The sequence below is a fragment of the Helicobacter mustelae genome (assembly GCF_900476215.1).
Classification (GTDB): domain Bacteria; phylum Campylobacterota; class Campylobacteria; order Campylobacterales; family Helicobacteraceae; genus Helicobacter_H; species Helicobacter_H mustelae.
Genome location: NZ_LS483446.1, coordinates 941907 through 958383 on the forward strand (window position 1 = coordinate 941907; position 16477 = coordinate 958383).

Below are 16477 nucleotides of genomic sequence, written 5' to 3' on the forward strand. Positions count from 1 at the left end.
TCAAATCCTAGGCAAAAATTTTTCTATTTTACTAACAAATAACTAAAAAAAAGCTTTTGCAAATCAAGGACTCCCATGACTTCTTTGCCACTTTCTCCTTACCACTTCCTTGCCACTTATGGCATAATTTTTGCAACTAAATTTGTGAGAGAAAACTTGCCTAAACATAAAAAGCAAGATTTGGATGGAGCACGTTTCTTGAAAAAAATCTTTTTGTATTTTTTATCATTATCTTCTTTTGCATACACAGCTACCAATGCCACAGTTACACAGGTGCAATCCACTTATAATCAAAATACCACCCTTGATATCCATATCAATCTCAACAACACTCCTGATGGAAGCATCCAATGCAATGCCGCACAAGATAATTGCTATACAGGAGCAATTTTTAGCAATTACAATACTCTATCTCTTAATAACAATGCCAATCTTACTGTTAATCTTACTGCCACGGGGAATTATGGTAGTTGGGCAGCGGTGTTTTTCCGCGGAGATGGGGGCAATACCTATAGCATTAATGGAGGTAGCTTCACACTCAATTTATTATCTTTGCCAGATCCCAATGCCAAACTTCCTGTAGAAGGGGTTTTTATCACCAGAAGAAAGCCAACTACCCAACCTTCTGTATTCCGCTTCAACACCGATGTGAATGTCACAGCTACAAAAGATTTCTATATCACTAGAGGAATTTTTAATGTGAATGATGGGGAGGGGGGTTATTATTTCTTTGGAAATACTTTTATTGATGTATCAAAAATGCAAAAATCAAAAGGCTGGAAGGGCTCTGGAGTGGGTTATCGGAGCATCACTAGCATAGGAGGAGATGGGGTTTTTTATGTGAATTATGATCCAAACAAAAAAACCACCTACAACAGAAAAAACATTGTGCAGCTCAAAGGAGATATTGCTGTTGAAAAATCCTCGAGTGCACAAAGTGAGGTAATCATTCATCTAACAAATCCACAAAGTTTTTTTCAAGGACTCTTTTCGCTACAAGGAAGCGCAAATGCCGAGTTATTACTTGATGAGGGGGGGAAGTGGATCCTTACAGCAAATTCCGCTGTAAGAACACTCAATGCCAACAATAGCCCCCATGACATCAAAAATCAATATGGAAATATTGACAAAATTGCAATGGTGGATTTTACCAAGATCGCTGATGATGGGGATAGCTCACGTATTTCTAGCAAGGCCCCCTTCAAAATGCGAACCCTAGAGATTACGCGACAACTCAATGGTAATAATGGAGTGTTTCGACTCATGGCAGATGTGCCACTAGGACAAGTTGATAAAGTAGATACCAATGAGCTCAATGGGAAGCAATACATCCAAATCTATCAGAATGGATCAAGGCTTGGTTTTGATGTTGCAGGAAAAAATATGATCGTCGCGCATGCCAAGCAAGTAAATGGAGATTTTGTTGGGCTAGAAACCATTACAGGGATTTATAACTACTACCCCACATTAATCAAAAAAAACGCTCCAAATGGTGGCATGAACTGGATACTTGGCTCCATAGATTACCGCCCCAATCAAACTGCTTTTTCTCTTTTTAATATCCTATCCATTCCCTACAAAATCTTCAAAATCCAGGCAAATAGCATCAATTCCCGAATCGATGACCTGCTCTATCCACCGATGAATTTTGGCGTATGGATCAAGGTCTATGGCGGGGGAATCTACCAAAAAAATGATTTCAACAAAAAACAAAATGCTCAAAATCTTTTCTACACCGTGCAGGGAGGTTTTGATTATGGAGAAAATATCAATAATACGCGATATTTTTATGGTGGGAGCTTTGATTATCTCAAAATCTATGGCAATGATGCGGGCTATAATGGCTCAGCAGCAGCCTATGGGTTTGGATTTTATGCCGGCTACATCTATAATGATGATCTCTTCATCGATGGAAAGGTCAAATATGTCTTAGGGCATTCACAAAATTACCTCTATCAGTCCAAGGCCTCTCCAGAGTTTTATACCAATATCTTTTTGGCAGATTTTCGTATCGGATACAGCTTCTACCCCTTCCGTAATTCCCGCTCCAAAACCGTGGAAAAATGCAAGAGTGGGGGTGATGGCAGTCTCTTTTGCCGCAATACCACCTCTGTAGGCTATGTAAGAGACAATCGCTTCTACATCCAGCCATTTTTTTCTCTCACACCTGGTGTGATTGGTGGAACGCGCTTTAGCTTCCTAGATGCCACAACGGGCTATCATATCCGCTCCTCTCTTGCCACCACTCCAGCAATGATTACAAAACTAGGCGTTTTAAGCGTGAAGCGCTATGACTATGACACCTTTTCTGTGAAGGCCAAAACCCAAATCTCCTATGCCTATGGCATCAACACAGGCGGGACACTCACACTAATTGATGATGCCAATATCCCGCTCTCTAATAATCCCAACAAAGGCCAGCATCACCTAGGCCTAGGTCTTGGAACAGAAGTATTGTTTTTGAATGACAGTCTAAGAATGTTTGCAGATTTTAAAACAGAGTTTTTTGGCAGGGTCAATACCTATTGGCTGCTTTCCACGGGGCTGCGCTATAAATTTGGCCAGATCATCGCTCGCCCAAGGGGCCAATACAGCGTGCGCCCCAAAGAAGTAGGCAAAAAAAGGAACATCAAGCAAACCCTCTCCCCCTACAATCCACAACTAGAAAAAAATCCAACAAGCCATACCTTCAAAAATCGCAATCATTTCCAAGAAGCTCGTCATGGCTTCATTCGCAAAAGATAATCTTTTTTGACTAGCCGCACTGGCGGTGATTAGGAGAGTAAAAAAGCATTTTAAAACCCATGCGGGCCCCGCCCACGGTAAAAAGTAGAGCCTGACCGGGGTGGGGGTCCATAAGGCGTGCAAGCGCGTAGGCGGTGCAGGAGCGACTCCGCCATTCAAGCCCCTCCCCCTTGTGAAAGAAAAAGAAACTTCTCGGGAAAACGAGGAAAAGAGCAGCCGCAAGAGGATGGTAAAGAGAAAAACTCCACGCAGGGGATAAGGAAAAAAGAAACTTCTCAAGTCATCAAAAAGCAACTCGCTTGGGTTATTCGAGGAAAAAGTGCTGCAGATTTAGAGAAAAAAGTGTTTTTTTTTGGGAGGGGCTTGGGGGGTTACTTGCATTTTTGGTTCAACCCACCAAAAGGGCGGGGCAAAAGCCCCAAAGCGTTACCTCTTGAGTAGAATCTCCAACCTAAACCAAAAAAGGCTAAATTTGAAGTATAATACCCTCGTAGGACGCTTTTTGCTATGTCTCTTCATAGCTCGTCCTTTTTATGGGTTTTTAGCCCCTCAATACTTGAGGGGCGTTGCTATTATAGCAAAGCACTTAGATTTATTAGCTTCCCCTAACCCTCATCACCAAAGAATAAAATCCTCCCCCCATCATCCACGGTAAGATAGAGCCTAATTGATAAGAATGCAGTGGTTGCAGCACGAGGGCACAAGTGGGAGCATTTTAAAAAATCCCTGTGGGCCACTGCCCACGATAAAAATAAGGTAGAGCCTGACCGGGGTGGGGGATGGATAAGGGGGAGGGGTGACTTCGCGCACGAGCGAAGCTCTTGCCCACACTTGCACATATAAGCCCCTCCCCCTTGTCAAAGAAAAAAACTCCCCACAGGGGAGAAAGAAAGCCCTCGCAAAAAAAAAGGGGGGCGCTTCTCGAGTCGTCGAGGAAAGAGACTCCCCGCAAGGGAGCGAGAAAAACAGTGTCTCAAAACCCCTTATAAAGAAATTTAAAAAAAAGAGACTTTGAAAAAAATCCAATCTTTTTAATGGAAACAAAAACAGCGCAGGGGATGCACAACCCATCGCCCACCAAAAGGACAGCAAGAGCCACAACTCACCTTCTTGAGTTGCACACAGCTTCCTGCTATAATAAGCCCTCTCAAATGCGCATTTAAAAAAGCGTGCGCCCAATTCGCCCAAAAAGGCTCAAATAAAAACAAAGGCTAGTTATGAAAACTGACACAACTCAACTCAACCCAACACTAACCGATAATCCTACTCATCCTACTAACTCTACTAACTCTACTAACCCTCCTCATTCTTCCCTTAACGAACAAAGCGAACTCCACAACACTATCTGGAAAGTAGCCAATGAACTCAGAGGCTCAGTAGATGGCTGGGATTTCAAACAATATGTACTAGGCATGATCTTTTATCGCTATATCTCAGAAAATCTCGCAAACTACATCAATGCCCGCGAAGGAAAGCCCAAATTTTATGAAGATCTTAGCGATGAGATAGCAGAAACAGTCAGAGAAGATCTCATCAAAGCAAAGGGCTTTTTTATCCCGCCTAGTGCATTATTTTGCAATGTAGTCAAAAATGCCCCCAATGATGAAAATCTCAATACCACATTGGGCAACATCTTCAAAAACATCGAAAAATCTAGCATAGGTACAGGCTCAGAAGACAATGTAAAAGGATTATTCGCAGATCTTGATGTCAATAGCAATAAACTAGGAAACAGCGTAGATGAAAAAAACAAAAAGCTCATCAAGCTTTTGTGCGCAATTAACTCCATGCAGCTAGGAGAAATCAAGCAAAGTGGTATCGATGTCTTTGGCGATGCCTATGAATACTTGATGGCCATGTATGCGAGCAATGCTGGTAAAAGCGGAGGGGAATTTTTCACCCCTCAAGAAGTCAGCCAACTGCTGGCAAAAATCGCCCTGCATGGACAAGAATCTGTAAACAAAGTCTATGACCCCTGCTGTGGGAGCGGCTCGCTGCTGCTGCAATGCGCCAAGGTCATCGGCAAAGAAAATGTACTAAAAGGCTTCTATGGCCAAGAGATCAATCTCACTACCTACAATCTCTGCCGCATCAATATGTTTTTGCATGACATCGATTATCATAAATTCAACATTGCGCATGGAGATACGCTCACAGATCCCAAGCATAGAGATGATGAACCCTTTGATGCCATCGTATCCAATCCCCCCTACTCCACCAAATGGGTGGGCGATGATGATCCCACTCTCATGGGAGATGAGCGTTTTCGCGCAGCAGGCAAGCTCGCCCCAAAAGGCAGTGCAGATCTGGCCTTCACCATGCACATGCTCCACTCCCTCTCTAACTCTGGCACTTGTGCCATCGTAGAATTCCCAGGAGTGCTCTACCGAAGCGGTGCAGAAAAAACGATCCGAGAATATCTAATAAACCACGATTATGTAGATTGCGTGATCCAACTGCCTAGCAATCTCTTTTTTGGCACAAGCATCGCCACGGCCATCCTCGTACTCAAAAAAAACAAGAGAGATGACAAGACCCTCTTCATCGATGCGAGCGCGGAATTTGTAAAAAGCGGCAAAAAAAATAAGCTCACAGAGCAAAATCGAGAAAAGATCCTCCAAACCTGGATCCAAAGAGAGGAGCTCCCTCATTTCTCTACCCTGGTATCCATGGAGAAAATCAAAGACAATGACTACAATCTCTCTGTAAATCGCTACATAGAAACCCAAGAGCAAAAAGAAGAGATTGACATCCAAGCACTCAATCAAGAAATCAGAGAAATTGTAAAAAGAGAGCAAGATGTCAGAGAGAGACTAGACTCCATCATCACAGAACTTGAAGCGTGATTCAGGCTGTGTGACGAAAATGAATTCTGTAGAGAAATTACTCCAAACCCTCTGCCCTCATGGTGTGGAGTTTAGGAAGTTGGGGGAGGTGTGTGAGTTTCAAAACAAAAAAACACTAAAAACAAGTGAAGTGAAAAATAATGGAAAGTATCCCGTGATAAATTCAGGAAGAGATCTTTATGGCTATTACCATGATTTTAATAATGACGGAGAAAATATAACTATTGCATCTAGGGGAGAATATGCAGGATTTGTAAATTACTTTAATGAGAAATTTTTTGCAGGGGGTCTATGTTATCCCTATAAAGTTAAAAACTCCAATAAACTTTTAACGAAATTTTTATACTTTTATCTCAAAGCCAATGAAAGCCAAATTATGGAAAATCTTGTTATTCGCGGTAGTATTCCTGCATTAAATAAAGCAGACATTGAGACTCTCCCCATTCCCCTTCCCCCTCTGGAAGTCCAAAGAGAGATTGTGAAGATTTTAGACACATTTACAGAATTAAATACAGAATTAAATACAGAATTAAAGTTGCGCAAAAAGCAATATGAATACTATCGCAATTGGCTGCTCTCTTTTGGCGATGTGGATGCAAGCAAAGAAGGAGCAGAGCAGAGACTAAGAAATAAATCCTATCCCAAAGCCCTCAAAGCATTGCTACTCTCTCTCTGCCCTCATGGTGTGGAGTTTAGGAAGTTGGGGGAGGTGGGGGAATATATAAGAGGCGTCACCTATAGAAAAAGCCAGGAAATTAATGGCCAAGGATGTGGAATCAAAGTATTACGCGCAAATAACATAACCCTATCAAATCACTTAAATTTTGAAGACATTAAAACTATAGACAAAAGTGTAAAAATCAGAAAAGAGCAATACCTTAAAAAAAATGACATATTAATTTGCGCTGGAAGTGGAAGCAGTGAACACATAGGGAAAGTGGCTTTTATTGATGCAAATTCTGATTATGTTTTTGGTGGCTTTATGGGAGTGATTAGAATTCGTGAGTTAAATAGTCGCTTTGTATATCATGTTTTTACAAGCAATATTTTTAAACAATATTTAGAAAAATCTTTGAATACGACAACGATAAATAACTTGAATGCAAATGTATTACAAAACTTCAAAATCCCCCTTCCCCCTCTGGAAGTCCAAAGAGAGATTGTGAAGATTTTAGATGATTTCTCCACCCTCACAGAGGACCTTAGCTCTGGCATCCCTGCAGAGATTGCTGCAAGAAAAAAGCAATATGAATATTATCGTGACAAACTGCTCACCTTCACACCCCTCATAAAGGAGGGAGAATGATGCTTTTAAGGCAGGGGGGTTCCCTACCCTCACTCCAACCCCATAAAAAGGATGGGCCGCGTAGGGTGGTGTGGTTGCAATGCACGGGCACAAGTGGGAGCATTGTGAAAAATCCCTGTGGGCGTATGCCCACGATAAAAAGTAGAGCGTGTCGGGGTGGGGGTACGACATAGGGGGAGGGAGCGACTTTGCCATATAAGCCCCTCCCCCTTGTCAAAGAAAAAGAAGCCTCTCGGGCAAACGAGGAAAAAGCAGCCGCTCAGGGGATAGAAGCAACCCCCTGGGGTTATTCGAGGAAAGAAAAAAATAAATCTAAAAACAAAGGAACAAACTATGAATTATCAAACCATCGCACAGAGTAATGAAAGCACAGTGGTCGCAGAATATTTCAGAGAGACAGAGAGAAAGGGATCCTATGAGAGCGAGGCAGAGCTAGAGAGGGAATTTATCGCCATCCTAGAAAAGCAGGGCTATGAATACAAAAAAATCCACAACCAAGAAAAGCTAAAGCAAAATCTAAGAGAAAGCCTAGAGAGACTCAATGAATTCACCTTCAGTGATAGCGAATGGAGGGATTTTTATACTCACATCATCGCAAACAAACAAGAAACCCACAAAGAAAAGACCAAAAAATTCCAACAAGTTAGCAGTTTCACCCTAGATCTAGAAAATGGCGAAAAGAAAAATATCAAACTCATCGATAAGAAAAACATCTATAGAAATTCTTTGCAGGTCATCCATCAATACGAAGCAAATGGGGGCCAAAATCGCTATGATGTAAGCATCCTTGTCAATGGCCTGCCATTGGTGCATGTCGAGCTCAAAAAAAGAGGCGTGGCCTTGAAAAATGCGTTTACCCAGATGCAGGGCTATGCCAAAAAAAGTTTTTGCGTAGATGATGGGCTTTTTGATTATGTGCAGATTTTTGTCATCAGCAATGGCACAGAGAGCAAATATTACTCAAACACCATAAAAAGCTCGCGCAATGGCAAGAATACAGATACTTTTGAATTTACCAACTACTGGGCAGATGCCAAAAATCAAAAAATCCTGGATTTGGTGGATTTTGCAAAGACCTTTTTCGCGCGGCATAGTATTTTGAATATCTTGACACGTTATTGCATATTTACAAGCGATGAGAATCTGCTTGTGATGCGACCCTATCAGATCGTGGCCACAGAGAGGATATTAGAAAAAATCCGCATCGCCCATCAAAACAAGAGCTATGGCACCAAGGCCAATGGAGGATATATCTGGCATACCACAGGAAGTGGCAAAACCCTCACAAGCTTCAGGGCCGCGACCCTGACCCAAGAGCTCAAACACATAGCAAAGGTGCTATTTGTCGTAGACAGAAAAGATCTAGACTATCAAACCATGAAGGAATATGAAAATTTCCAAAAGGGTGCTGCCAATGCCACCAAAAACACCACAAAACTCAAAGAGCATCTAGAAAACCCAGATGCAAAAATCATCGTCACCACCATCCAAAAGCTCGCCATTTTCATCGAGAAAAACCCCAAGCATGAGATCTATCAAAAAGAAGTGGTGATAATCTTTGATGAATGTCATCGAAGCCTTGGGAATGTGTACAAACAAATCACCCAGGCATTCAAAAAATATTATTTCTTTGGCTTCACAGGTACGCCTATTTTTGCAGAGAATTGCGACAAAAGCAAGCCTCAAGACACCACAGAGAATAAATTTGGTGAGCGCTTACATGAATACACCATCATCGATGCCATCAGCGACAAAAATGTACTACCCTTCAGAGTAGAATATACCAACACCACGCAGGCAAAAAAAGACATCAAAGACAAGGATGTCAGAGCCATCGACGAGGAAAAAGCCCTGCTAGATGAGCGGAGGATCAAAGCCATCACAGACTACATCATCAAAAACTTCGCGCGTCTGACAAAAAATGAAGAAAACTATGCCTATGCAAAAAACCTCGCAGGAGAATCCACACAAAATAAATCAGGCCACAAGGGATTTAATTCCATCTTGGCATGCTCTAGCATAAAGGCGGCAAAGAAATATTATCAAGCCTTCAAGGAGCAAGACCACTCCCTCAAAATCGCTACGATCTTTAGCTATAGCCAGAGTGAGGGCATAGATGGGCTAGAAGAGGAAAACAATGAGAACATAGATGGGCTAGATCAAAACTCAAAAGAATTCCTAGACAATGCGATAAAGGATTATAATGCAATGTTTGGGAGCAATTTTGACACCTCAGGCTTTCAGGAATATTACAAAGATCTTGCCAAAAACATGAAGGAGCGCAAGATTGATATCTTGATCGTGGCAAATATGTTCCTCACAGGATTTGATGCCAAGACACTCAACACCCTCTGGGTAGATAAAAACCTCAAATATCACGGGCTCATTCAGGCATTTTCTCGCACCAATCGCATCCTAGATAGCGTAAAAACCCATGGCAATATTGTCTGCTTCAGAAATCTAGAGCAAGATCTCAATGATGCACTCAAACTCTTTGGCAACAAAAATGCTTCAGCCATCGTGCTGCTAAGAAAATATGAGGATTACCTGAATGGCTATGTGGATGATGAGGGCAAAATCTATGAGGGTTATAAAAGCCTCATAGAAAAGCTCAAAGGCTTTCCTCTAGGGACAAGCATCGATCTAGAAGAGGAAAAAAGAGAATTCATCAAACTCTTTGGCAGCATCTTGAAGCTAGAAAACCTCCTCAATAGCTTTGAAGAATTCCAAAAAAGCGACCACATCACAGAGCGAGATTTCCAAGACTATCAGGGGATGTATCTCAACCTCCATGATGAAATGAAAGAAAAGAGAGAAAAAGGAGAGCAAAAAGAAGAGATCAATGAGGAACTAGTCTTTGAGGTGGAGCTAGTCAAACAAGAGGAGGTGGGCATTGATTATATTTTGAATTTGATCTATAGCTACAAGCATAGTGAACTAACCGCCCCTGGCATCAGAGAGATCATAGATTCTATAATCAATTCTAGTACCCAGCTAAGAAGCAGGAAGGAACTCATCGAAGGATTTGTAAAAAAATATCAAAGCAATCCTAATTTTAAGTGGCAGGAGCATGTCAAGCAGCAGCGAGAGGAAGAGTTCCAAAACATCATAAAGGCAAATAATCTTCAAGAAAAAAAAGCCTATGCCTTCATGAGCAAGGCTTTCAAATCTGGAGAAATCAGCTTTTTAGGGACAGAATTCCCCGACATCCTACCAAAAATGTCGTTTTTTCAAGATGGTCGCAAGGAAGTCAAGGCAAAGGTGGAACAAGATCTGCAGGAGTTTTTTGACAAATTCTATGAGATTTATAAATCAGACTTCACAAAGCAAGAGAGCGCCAAAGATACTGCGGCAGAAGTTTGATTTTTTGGTGGGTTGAACCAAAAATGCAAATAACCCCCCAAGTCCCTCCCAAAAAACATTTTTCCCTATAAATGCTTTTCCTGGGGTGACTCGTGTTTCTTTCCCCTTGCCACCCCTGCGAGGGCTTTCTCATTCCCCTGCGGGGAGTCTTTCTCTACCCCCTGCGTAGGCTCTCTTCCTCGTTTACCAGAGAGCCTTCCTCGCAAAAAAGGCTTTATCCCCTCCCCGCTCCCGTGCACCCTTGCGCGCTGCACCCCCCAAAAAACGCCGCGGGTTTTTTGGCAAAGAAGGGGAGAGCCTCGCTGAATCCGCTTCTAGCAAAACAAGGCAAAGCCGCAGTTTCAAAGACCAAAAAAGAGCGGAGTCACTCCCGCCTCCTTGATTCTCTTTTTTTGCACCCAGATCGCGGGCGAGAGGTTAGGAGCGTAAAAAATCAGTTTTTAAAAAATCCCTGTGGGCCCCGCCCACGGTAAAAAGTAGAGCCTGACCGGGGTGGGGGTCCATAAGGGGGAGGGGTGACTTCGCGCACGAGCGAAGCTCTTGCCCACACTTGCACATATAAGCCCCTCCCCCTTGTCAAAGAAAAAGAAACTTCTCAAGTCATCAAAAAGCAACTCGCTTGGGTTATTCGAGGAAAGAGATTTTTAAGAAAGCGTGAAAGAAGAACCCCCGCAGGGGATAAGAAAAAAAGAAAAACCCCTCGAGTCATCGAGGAAAAGAATCCACGCAAGGGATTGGAAAAAAAAGGGGGGGGTTTAAGGAGGAAGGGCCAGCGCGTGCAGGCATATGCGGTGCACGAGGAGCTTGCGCAGATTGCCCATGGATGGGATGATAGGATTTTGCACATTTCAGAAAGAATCTTTGATGAGGGAATTTTGAAATTTTGTGAATCCAGCCCGAAAATGCTATATTTAAACTTTTAATTCAATTTTAAGGAAGTGGAATGAAACTAGACTTTTATGCGACTTTGAGCTGCATGGTTGCAGTTTTACTCATCGGTCGCTTTGTGCTTAGGAGAATCAAATTCCTGCGCGACTACAATATCCCAGAACCCGTCGTAGGCGGCCTTTTAGTCGCAATCTGCATCACCATCGCCTTCAAGGGCTTTGGCTTTCACATCCAGTTTGACACCTCCCTGCAAGGCCCCTTGATGCTGGCATTTTTTTCCTCTATTGGCCTAAATGCGGATTTTGCCTCGCTCAAAAAAGGCGGGGGAACGCTGGTAAAATTCCTCATTGTGGTAAGCATCTTTTTGGTAGCTCAAAACCTCATTGGCGTAGCTCTGGCACTAGGTATGCATCAAAATCCCCTCCTTGGCCTGCTGGGAGGTTCCATCACCATGAGCGGAGGACATGGCACGGGGGCAGCATGGGCAGCGACTTTCAAAGAGAGCCCTTATTTTTTAGAAAATGGCCTAGAGCTTGCCATTGCCTGCGCGACATTTGGACTGATTTTGGGAGGGATCATTGGCGGGCCGGTGGCTAGATTTTTGATCCACGCCTACAAACTCTCGCCCAAAGACAAAGAAGACAAGGATTTCAGCGGATTTGAATCCCCAGGCAGCATGCGCCTCATCACCGCCCAAAGCTTTGTAGAATCCCTAGCCCTCATTGCCATCGCACTCCTTGTTGGCACCAAGATCGCAGAGCTTTTAAAGGGCACGAGCTTCAGCCTGCCTACATTTGTATGGTGTCTCTTTGTGAGTGTGATCCTGCGCAACACCCTCTCTGCCTTCAAATTCCACCAGGTTTTTGAGCGCGAGGTCTCAGTGATTGGCAATGTCAGCCTCTCGCTCTTCCTAGCCTCTGCATTAATGACGCTCAAACTCTGGGAGCTAGCCAACCTCGCACTGCCACTGCTCATTTTGCTCATCACCCAGACGGTTTTGATGATCCTTTATGCGATTTTTGTGACCTTTAGGACCATGGGCAAAGACTATGATGCAGCCGTTCTTGCAGCGGGGCATTGTGGTTTTGGACTGGGAGCGACGCCTACTGCCATCGTCAACATGCAAACCATCACACAGCGCTATGGCCCAAGCCATGTGGCCTTTTTGGTCGTGCCCATGGTGGGGGCGTTCTTCATCGACATTCTCAATGCTCTAGTGATCAAATTCTTCCTAAGCCTACCCATCTTCACCTAAGCGACTATTGCAGAGAAAAAACCGCTTAAAGCGCGTTACTTTGCAATAACCCCAGAAGGGTTTTTTTCCTCGAATAACCCAAGGGAGTTTCTTTCTTTCACAAGGGGGAGGGGCTTGAATATGCGGAGTCGCTCCTGCACCGCCTACGCGCTTGCACGCCTTATGGACCCCCACCCCTACACGCTCTATTTTTTCGCAGCAGCTAGCGCTGTCTGCAGGGAAGTTTTTCAAATGCTTGAAGCTATTGCAGGTCTACTAAGATGACGAGTCCTAACCTCTCGCCCACTTCGTGGTGCAAAAAAAGAGAATCAAGGAGGCAGGAGTGACTCCGCTCTTTTTTTGCTAGAAGTGGATTAAGCGAGGCTCTCCCCTTCTTTGCCAAAAAAGCGGCGGCGTTTTTTGAGCTAAGGGGAGCGGGGAGGGGATAAAGCCTTTTTTGCGAGGAAAGCCACTCGAGCTATCGAGAAACCCACTCGAGCTATCGAGAAAGAGAGCTCCTGCAAAGGGGTAGAAAAACAACCCCCTTGGGTTATTTGAGAGAAAGAAAACCCGCGCAAGGGGGTAGAAAAAAGAGAATTAGAATCCGCGTTGATTCCCCCAGATGCGGATGTGGAGGCGATCGCTGAGTTTATAGCCTCTTTTTAGGCATAGGGGCAAGATGGCTTTGATATTTTGATTTATAGTCTCTATGCTGCTACCCATGGGCATGAGATAGACCTCATAGCTTCCTGAGATCTGAGAGAGAATAGCATCAATTTCTTTTAGTGCACTGCCATCTTGACACATCTTTGCATCCAGTACAAATTTGAGCACCACGCTAGCAGCATGATCTAGGATATTTTGGATGGCGGGGAAATTGAGGCGCTTTTGTTCTCTTTCGCCGCTGTTGCTAAGCTTGATGCCAAGGGTGAAATGCAGGCGTTCTAGCAGCGGGGTGAAGGCAAAAAGCACGCTGCCATTGCTCTCTACAGAGATTCTATGATGACGCGCCAAAAAAAACTCAATGGCCCCAAGAAGTGCGGGATTTTGAAAATACAAGCTAGGCTCACCACCTGTGAGCACGATATCAAAGGGAGGGAGGGGCTCTGGCGCTTCCAAAAGTGCATCACCCCCAACCTGCGCGCTAGAAAAATCCCCAGCCTCACCCCTCAAAGCAGCATCAACGCTGCTGCCTAAATTCCCACACACAGCAGCAAAGATTGCAGAAATAAGCTCTTTGCTGCTCTCAAATTCCCTCCACTCCTCTTGGAATTTGGGATTGGCCGCATAGATGCTATCACAGCCCAAGATCTCTTCACCCCTATATCTCAAGCGCTCGCCAAATCCCTTGCAGCGCAGATTGCAAAGCCCCACACGCACAAAAACACTAGGCATGCCTATCGCACTCCCCTCGCCTTGCAGGCTATAAAAAATCTCTGAGATTTTTAGGATTTGCATGAGATTAGGAGATCTGCTGTTCAGGACTGGGATTTACAAAAGGCTTTGGCAGAGTGGGGTCTTTGTAGTAATTTTTTAGTTTTTGTAGCAGTTGAGGATCCTGCCACTCCTCTGTGATCCCTGGAGAAAAGCACACGCCATCAAGGCTTAGATGTTTCAAAAAATTGGGATTTTGCAAATCTTGTGCAAATGCCTGTGCATAGCCATGATCGGTCTCATGCACGCGCACAGAATCCACCCATAACGCGCCCTCATTGTTGCCAAATTCCATCGCCCCCAAAATCTTGTCAATGAAAAACAAAAAAATCAGCGCATAATTTTCTGCGCTGGGATTGAGGCAGAGCTCCACATAGCGCTTGGAAGCCTTTTTGCAAAATTCCTTCCATTCTTCTGCTTCACGATTCCAAAAATGATGGGCATGATCAAAGCTATCAATGAATGTCGCAATTTCTTTTTTGAAAATGCCAAAATCTAAAATCATGCCCGCATTATCTAGCCTATCAGCCTTGAGGAAAATCTCAACCTTATAATTATGACCATGCAAAGACCTAGAGCAGCGCAAGGATGTGCAATTGCGCACGATGTGAGCAGCACAAAAGGAGAAACTTCTACGAATAATCATCAGTCACACACCCAATAATATGGCAGCGGTGAGGTGTAATTATAATTTTCTTCGCGCGTGAAATCCATGCGATTGATGGTGTTATAAATCAAATCACGAAAGACATAATTATAGCCACAGGTCTTGCCCTGTACGCTGCCATCCACATACATGATGCGCTTTCTAGTGTAGAGGTCATACCAATCCAGCGTAAAGTGGTAGGTAAGCGCGTAGTTGGTTTGCTGGGTGAAATCTGTGAGGTTGAAGCTTTTTTGCGGGGAATTATCACAATAAAATCTCTCGCCATAAAAATAGCATGAGGAAGTCACGCCATCATTGATGACGCTGTAATTGTAGCTTACGATGGGATAGGAGCGGATGTCTTTGAAAAGTCGGATGTAAACGGCGTTGCGCGCAGTGCCTGGACGCAATTCTGTTTGTTTATAGACGCTATTAAAACCACGGCGCTGCAACTCATAGATGATGAGATCCACATAATAGGCAGATAGGAGATCATTGGAGTTGTGCATGATAATTAGAGGCGCGTTGATATTGAAGCGATAGTCCTTTTGCAGCACGGAGTAATAGCCCATATTCAGCCGCGCACAGCCCACAAAAAACAGCAAAAACAAACCAAAAATTCCAAAAATTCTCACAAATTCCTCCACTCATCCTAGCAGAATCGCACCCTGTGCCCGCGGAATCACTTCCCCGATGATGCTTGCGCGTTCGTATTGAGATTTTTTCAAAGCATCAAGCAATGCCCATGCCTTATTTTTGGGTAAAGCAAAAACAATTCCACCTGAAGTCTGCGCATCATACAAAAAGCCATCTTCACCGCGCTCCCGCGTATCTCTGACTGCATGAGAAAAATATGCGCGATTATTTTTGCTGCCTAGAGAAATATTTTGAGCTAGCAATTCTTTCACAGGTTCAAATAATGGGATTTTATCCACCTCTAGGGCGAAACTCTGCTCCTCTGCGCACATCTCTAGCAAATGCCCAATGAGCCCAAATCCCGTGATATCCGTGCTTGCATGGATGGGGAAGTCTAGAGCGATGCGCATGGCATAGACATTGAGCAGCGCCATGGATTCCACACATTCTTTTGCAGCACTAAGCGCGAGATTTTCCCTCTTTAATGCAGTGGTGATGATGCCACTGCCAATAGGCTTGCACAGCAGCAGCACATCCCCGATCTTTGCACCGCGATTGGGCCAAAAAGATCTAGTAATGCCACTCACACTCAGGCCATATTTTTGTTCCCTGTCATTGATGGTATGCCCGCCCAAAAGCAGCGCGCCGCATTCTTTAATCTTTTCCATGCCGCCCCTCAAAATCTCTTGCAAGCAGGATTTGCTCACATGCTCCCTATCCCACATCAAGACATTAAGCGCAGTGCACACCTCAGCCCCCTTGGCAAAGACATCACTCAGCGCATTTGCCGCAGCAATCTTGCCATAAAAATAGGGATCGTCCACGATGGGAGTGATGAAATCAATGCTTTGGAGCAAAAAATCCCCATTTTCTAGCGCATAGATCCCACAATCCTCATGATGCTCAAATCCCGCGATCAATTTAGGATCGCTTTGGCTGGGGAGCGAGGAGAAGATTTGTGATAAGTCCGCCGGACTTGATTTCCCCGCTCAACCCGCGCACTGCACAAAATGTGTGAGCTTGATTTCTTCATTCATAGGCTTAGCACCGGGTATTGCAAGAGAAGCGCGCTGATATTTTTGGCATCATTGATCCTTCCCACCCCTAGCTTTTTTTCCAGGCCAAAATGCTCCACACAGCCCTTGCAAAACTCTAGCTCTACGCCAAGATCTTGCAGCTTTTGAAGCGCTTCAAAGACAGTGGGATATTTGCCTGGCTCACCAAAGAGCACACCACGATTGAGAAACACAATGGCCCTAGGGCGTAATTCTTTATTTTGTGCATGATCTGCTATCGCGCTCAAAAATCCATCACTCACCATGCCACCAAGCTCGCCATCGCCGATTTTGTCATCCTTAATCAATAAGACTTTTTCCATC

11 protein-coding genes are annotated in these 16477 nt (G+C 44.1%); 6 read left to right on the forward strand and 5 right to left on the reverse strand.

Features of this window, described 5'->3' with window-relative positions; genetic code table 11:
- The first annotated feature begins 198 nt into the window (after positions 1-198).
- The 6 genes from DQN48_RS04375 to gltS all read left to right on the forward strand — a co-directional run bounded on the left by DQN48_RS04375 (position 199) and on the right by gltS (position 12403).
- Positions 199-2745: a hypothetical protein gene (locus tag DQN48_RS04375; protein WP_145980437.1), complete on the forward strand. Its 2547-nt coding sequence runs from the start codon at positions 199-201 to the stop codon at positions 2743-2745.
- Between the two features lie 1217 nt (positions 2746-3962).
- Positions 3963-5591, forward strand: a complete 1629-nt coding sequence (locus DQN48_RS04390; RefSeq protein WP_013023146.1) for a type I restriction-modification system subunit M — start codon at positions 3963-3965, stop codon at positions 5589-5591.
- Between the two features lie 19 nt (positions 5592-5610).
- Positions 5611-6897, forward strand: a complete 1287-nt coding sequence (locus DQN48_RS04395; protein ID WP_013023147.1) for a restriction endonuclease subunit S — start codon at positions 5611-5613, stop codon at positions 6895-6897.
- Positions 6894-7070 carry a hypothetical protein gene (locus tag DQN48_RS07670; RefSeq protein ID WP_158303470.1) on the forward strand — a complete coding sequence of 59 codons (177 nt, stop codon included), beginning with the start codon at positions 6894-6896 and terminating at the stop codon, positions 7068-7070. The genes DQN48_RS04395 and DQN48_RS07670 overlap by 4 nt, the downstream gene beginning before the upstream one ends.
- Before the next feature lie 160 nt (positions 7071-7230).
- Entirely contained in the window at positions 7231-10260 is a 3030-nt protein-coding gene (locus DQN48_RS04400; protein WP_013023148.1) for a type I restriction endonuclease subunit R, read from the forward strand.
- Between the two features lie 943 nt (positions 10261-11203).
- The gene (gene gltS, locus DQN48_RS04415) at positions 11204-12403 is read left to right on the forward strand and encodes a sodium/glutamate symporter (RefSeq protein ID WP_013023150.1); all 1200 of its coding nucleotides are present in this window, start codon (positions 11204-11206) and stop codon (positions 12401-12403) included.
- Between the two features lie 576 nt (positions 12404-12979).
- On the opposite strand, the gene DQN48_RS04420 is transcribed toward gltS, so the two are convergent.
- The 5 genes from DQN48_RS04420 to DQN48_RS04440 form a co-directional block, all read right to left on the reverse strand.
- The gene (locus DQN48_RS04420) at positions 12980-13840 is read right to left on the reverse strand and encodes a 7-carboxy-7-deazaguanine synthase QueE (RefSeq protein ID WP_013023151.1); all 861 of its coding nucleotides are present in this window, start codon (positions 13838-13840) and stop codon (positions 12980-12982) included.
- 4 nt (positions 13841-13844) lie between these two features.
- Entirely contained in the window at positions 13845-14462 is a 618-nt protein-coding gene (locus DQN48_RS04425; protein WP_013023152.1) for a 6-pyruvoyl trahydropterin synthase family protein, read from the reverse strand.
- Positions 14462-15097, reverse strand: a complete 636-nt coding sequence (locus tag DQN48_RS04430) for a hypothetical protein (RefSeq protein ID WP_041913336.1) — start codon at positions 15095-15097, stop codon at positions 14462-14464. The genes DQN48_RS04425 and DQN48_RS04430 overlap by 1 nt, the downstream gene beginning before the upstream one ends.
- Before the next feature lie 12 nt (positions 15098-15109).
- Entirely contained in the window at positions 15110-16054 is a 945-nt protein-coding gene (gene selD, locus DQN48_RS04435) for a selenide, water dikinase SelD (RefSeq protein ID WP_081441291.1), read from the reverse strand.
- 77 nt (positions 16055-16131) lie between these two features.
- Complete coding sequence (locus DQN48_RS04440; RefSeq protein WP_013023155.1) at positions 16132-16476, reverse strand: hypothetical protein; 345 nt, start codon at positions 16474-16476, stop codon at positions 16132-16134.
- Position 16477: the final 1 nt, after the last annotated feature.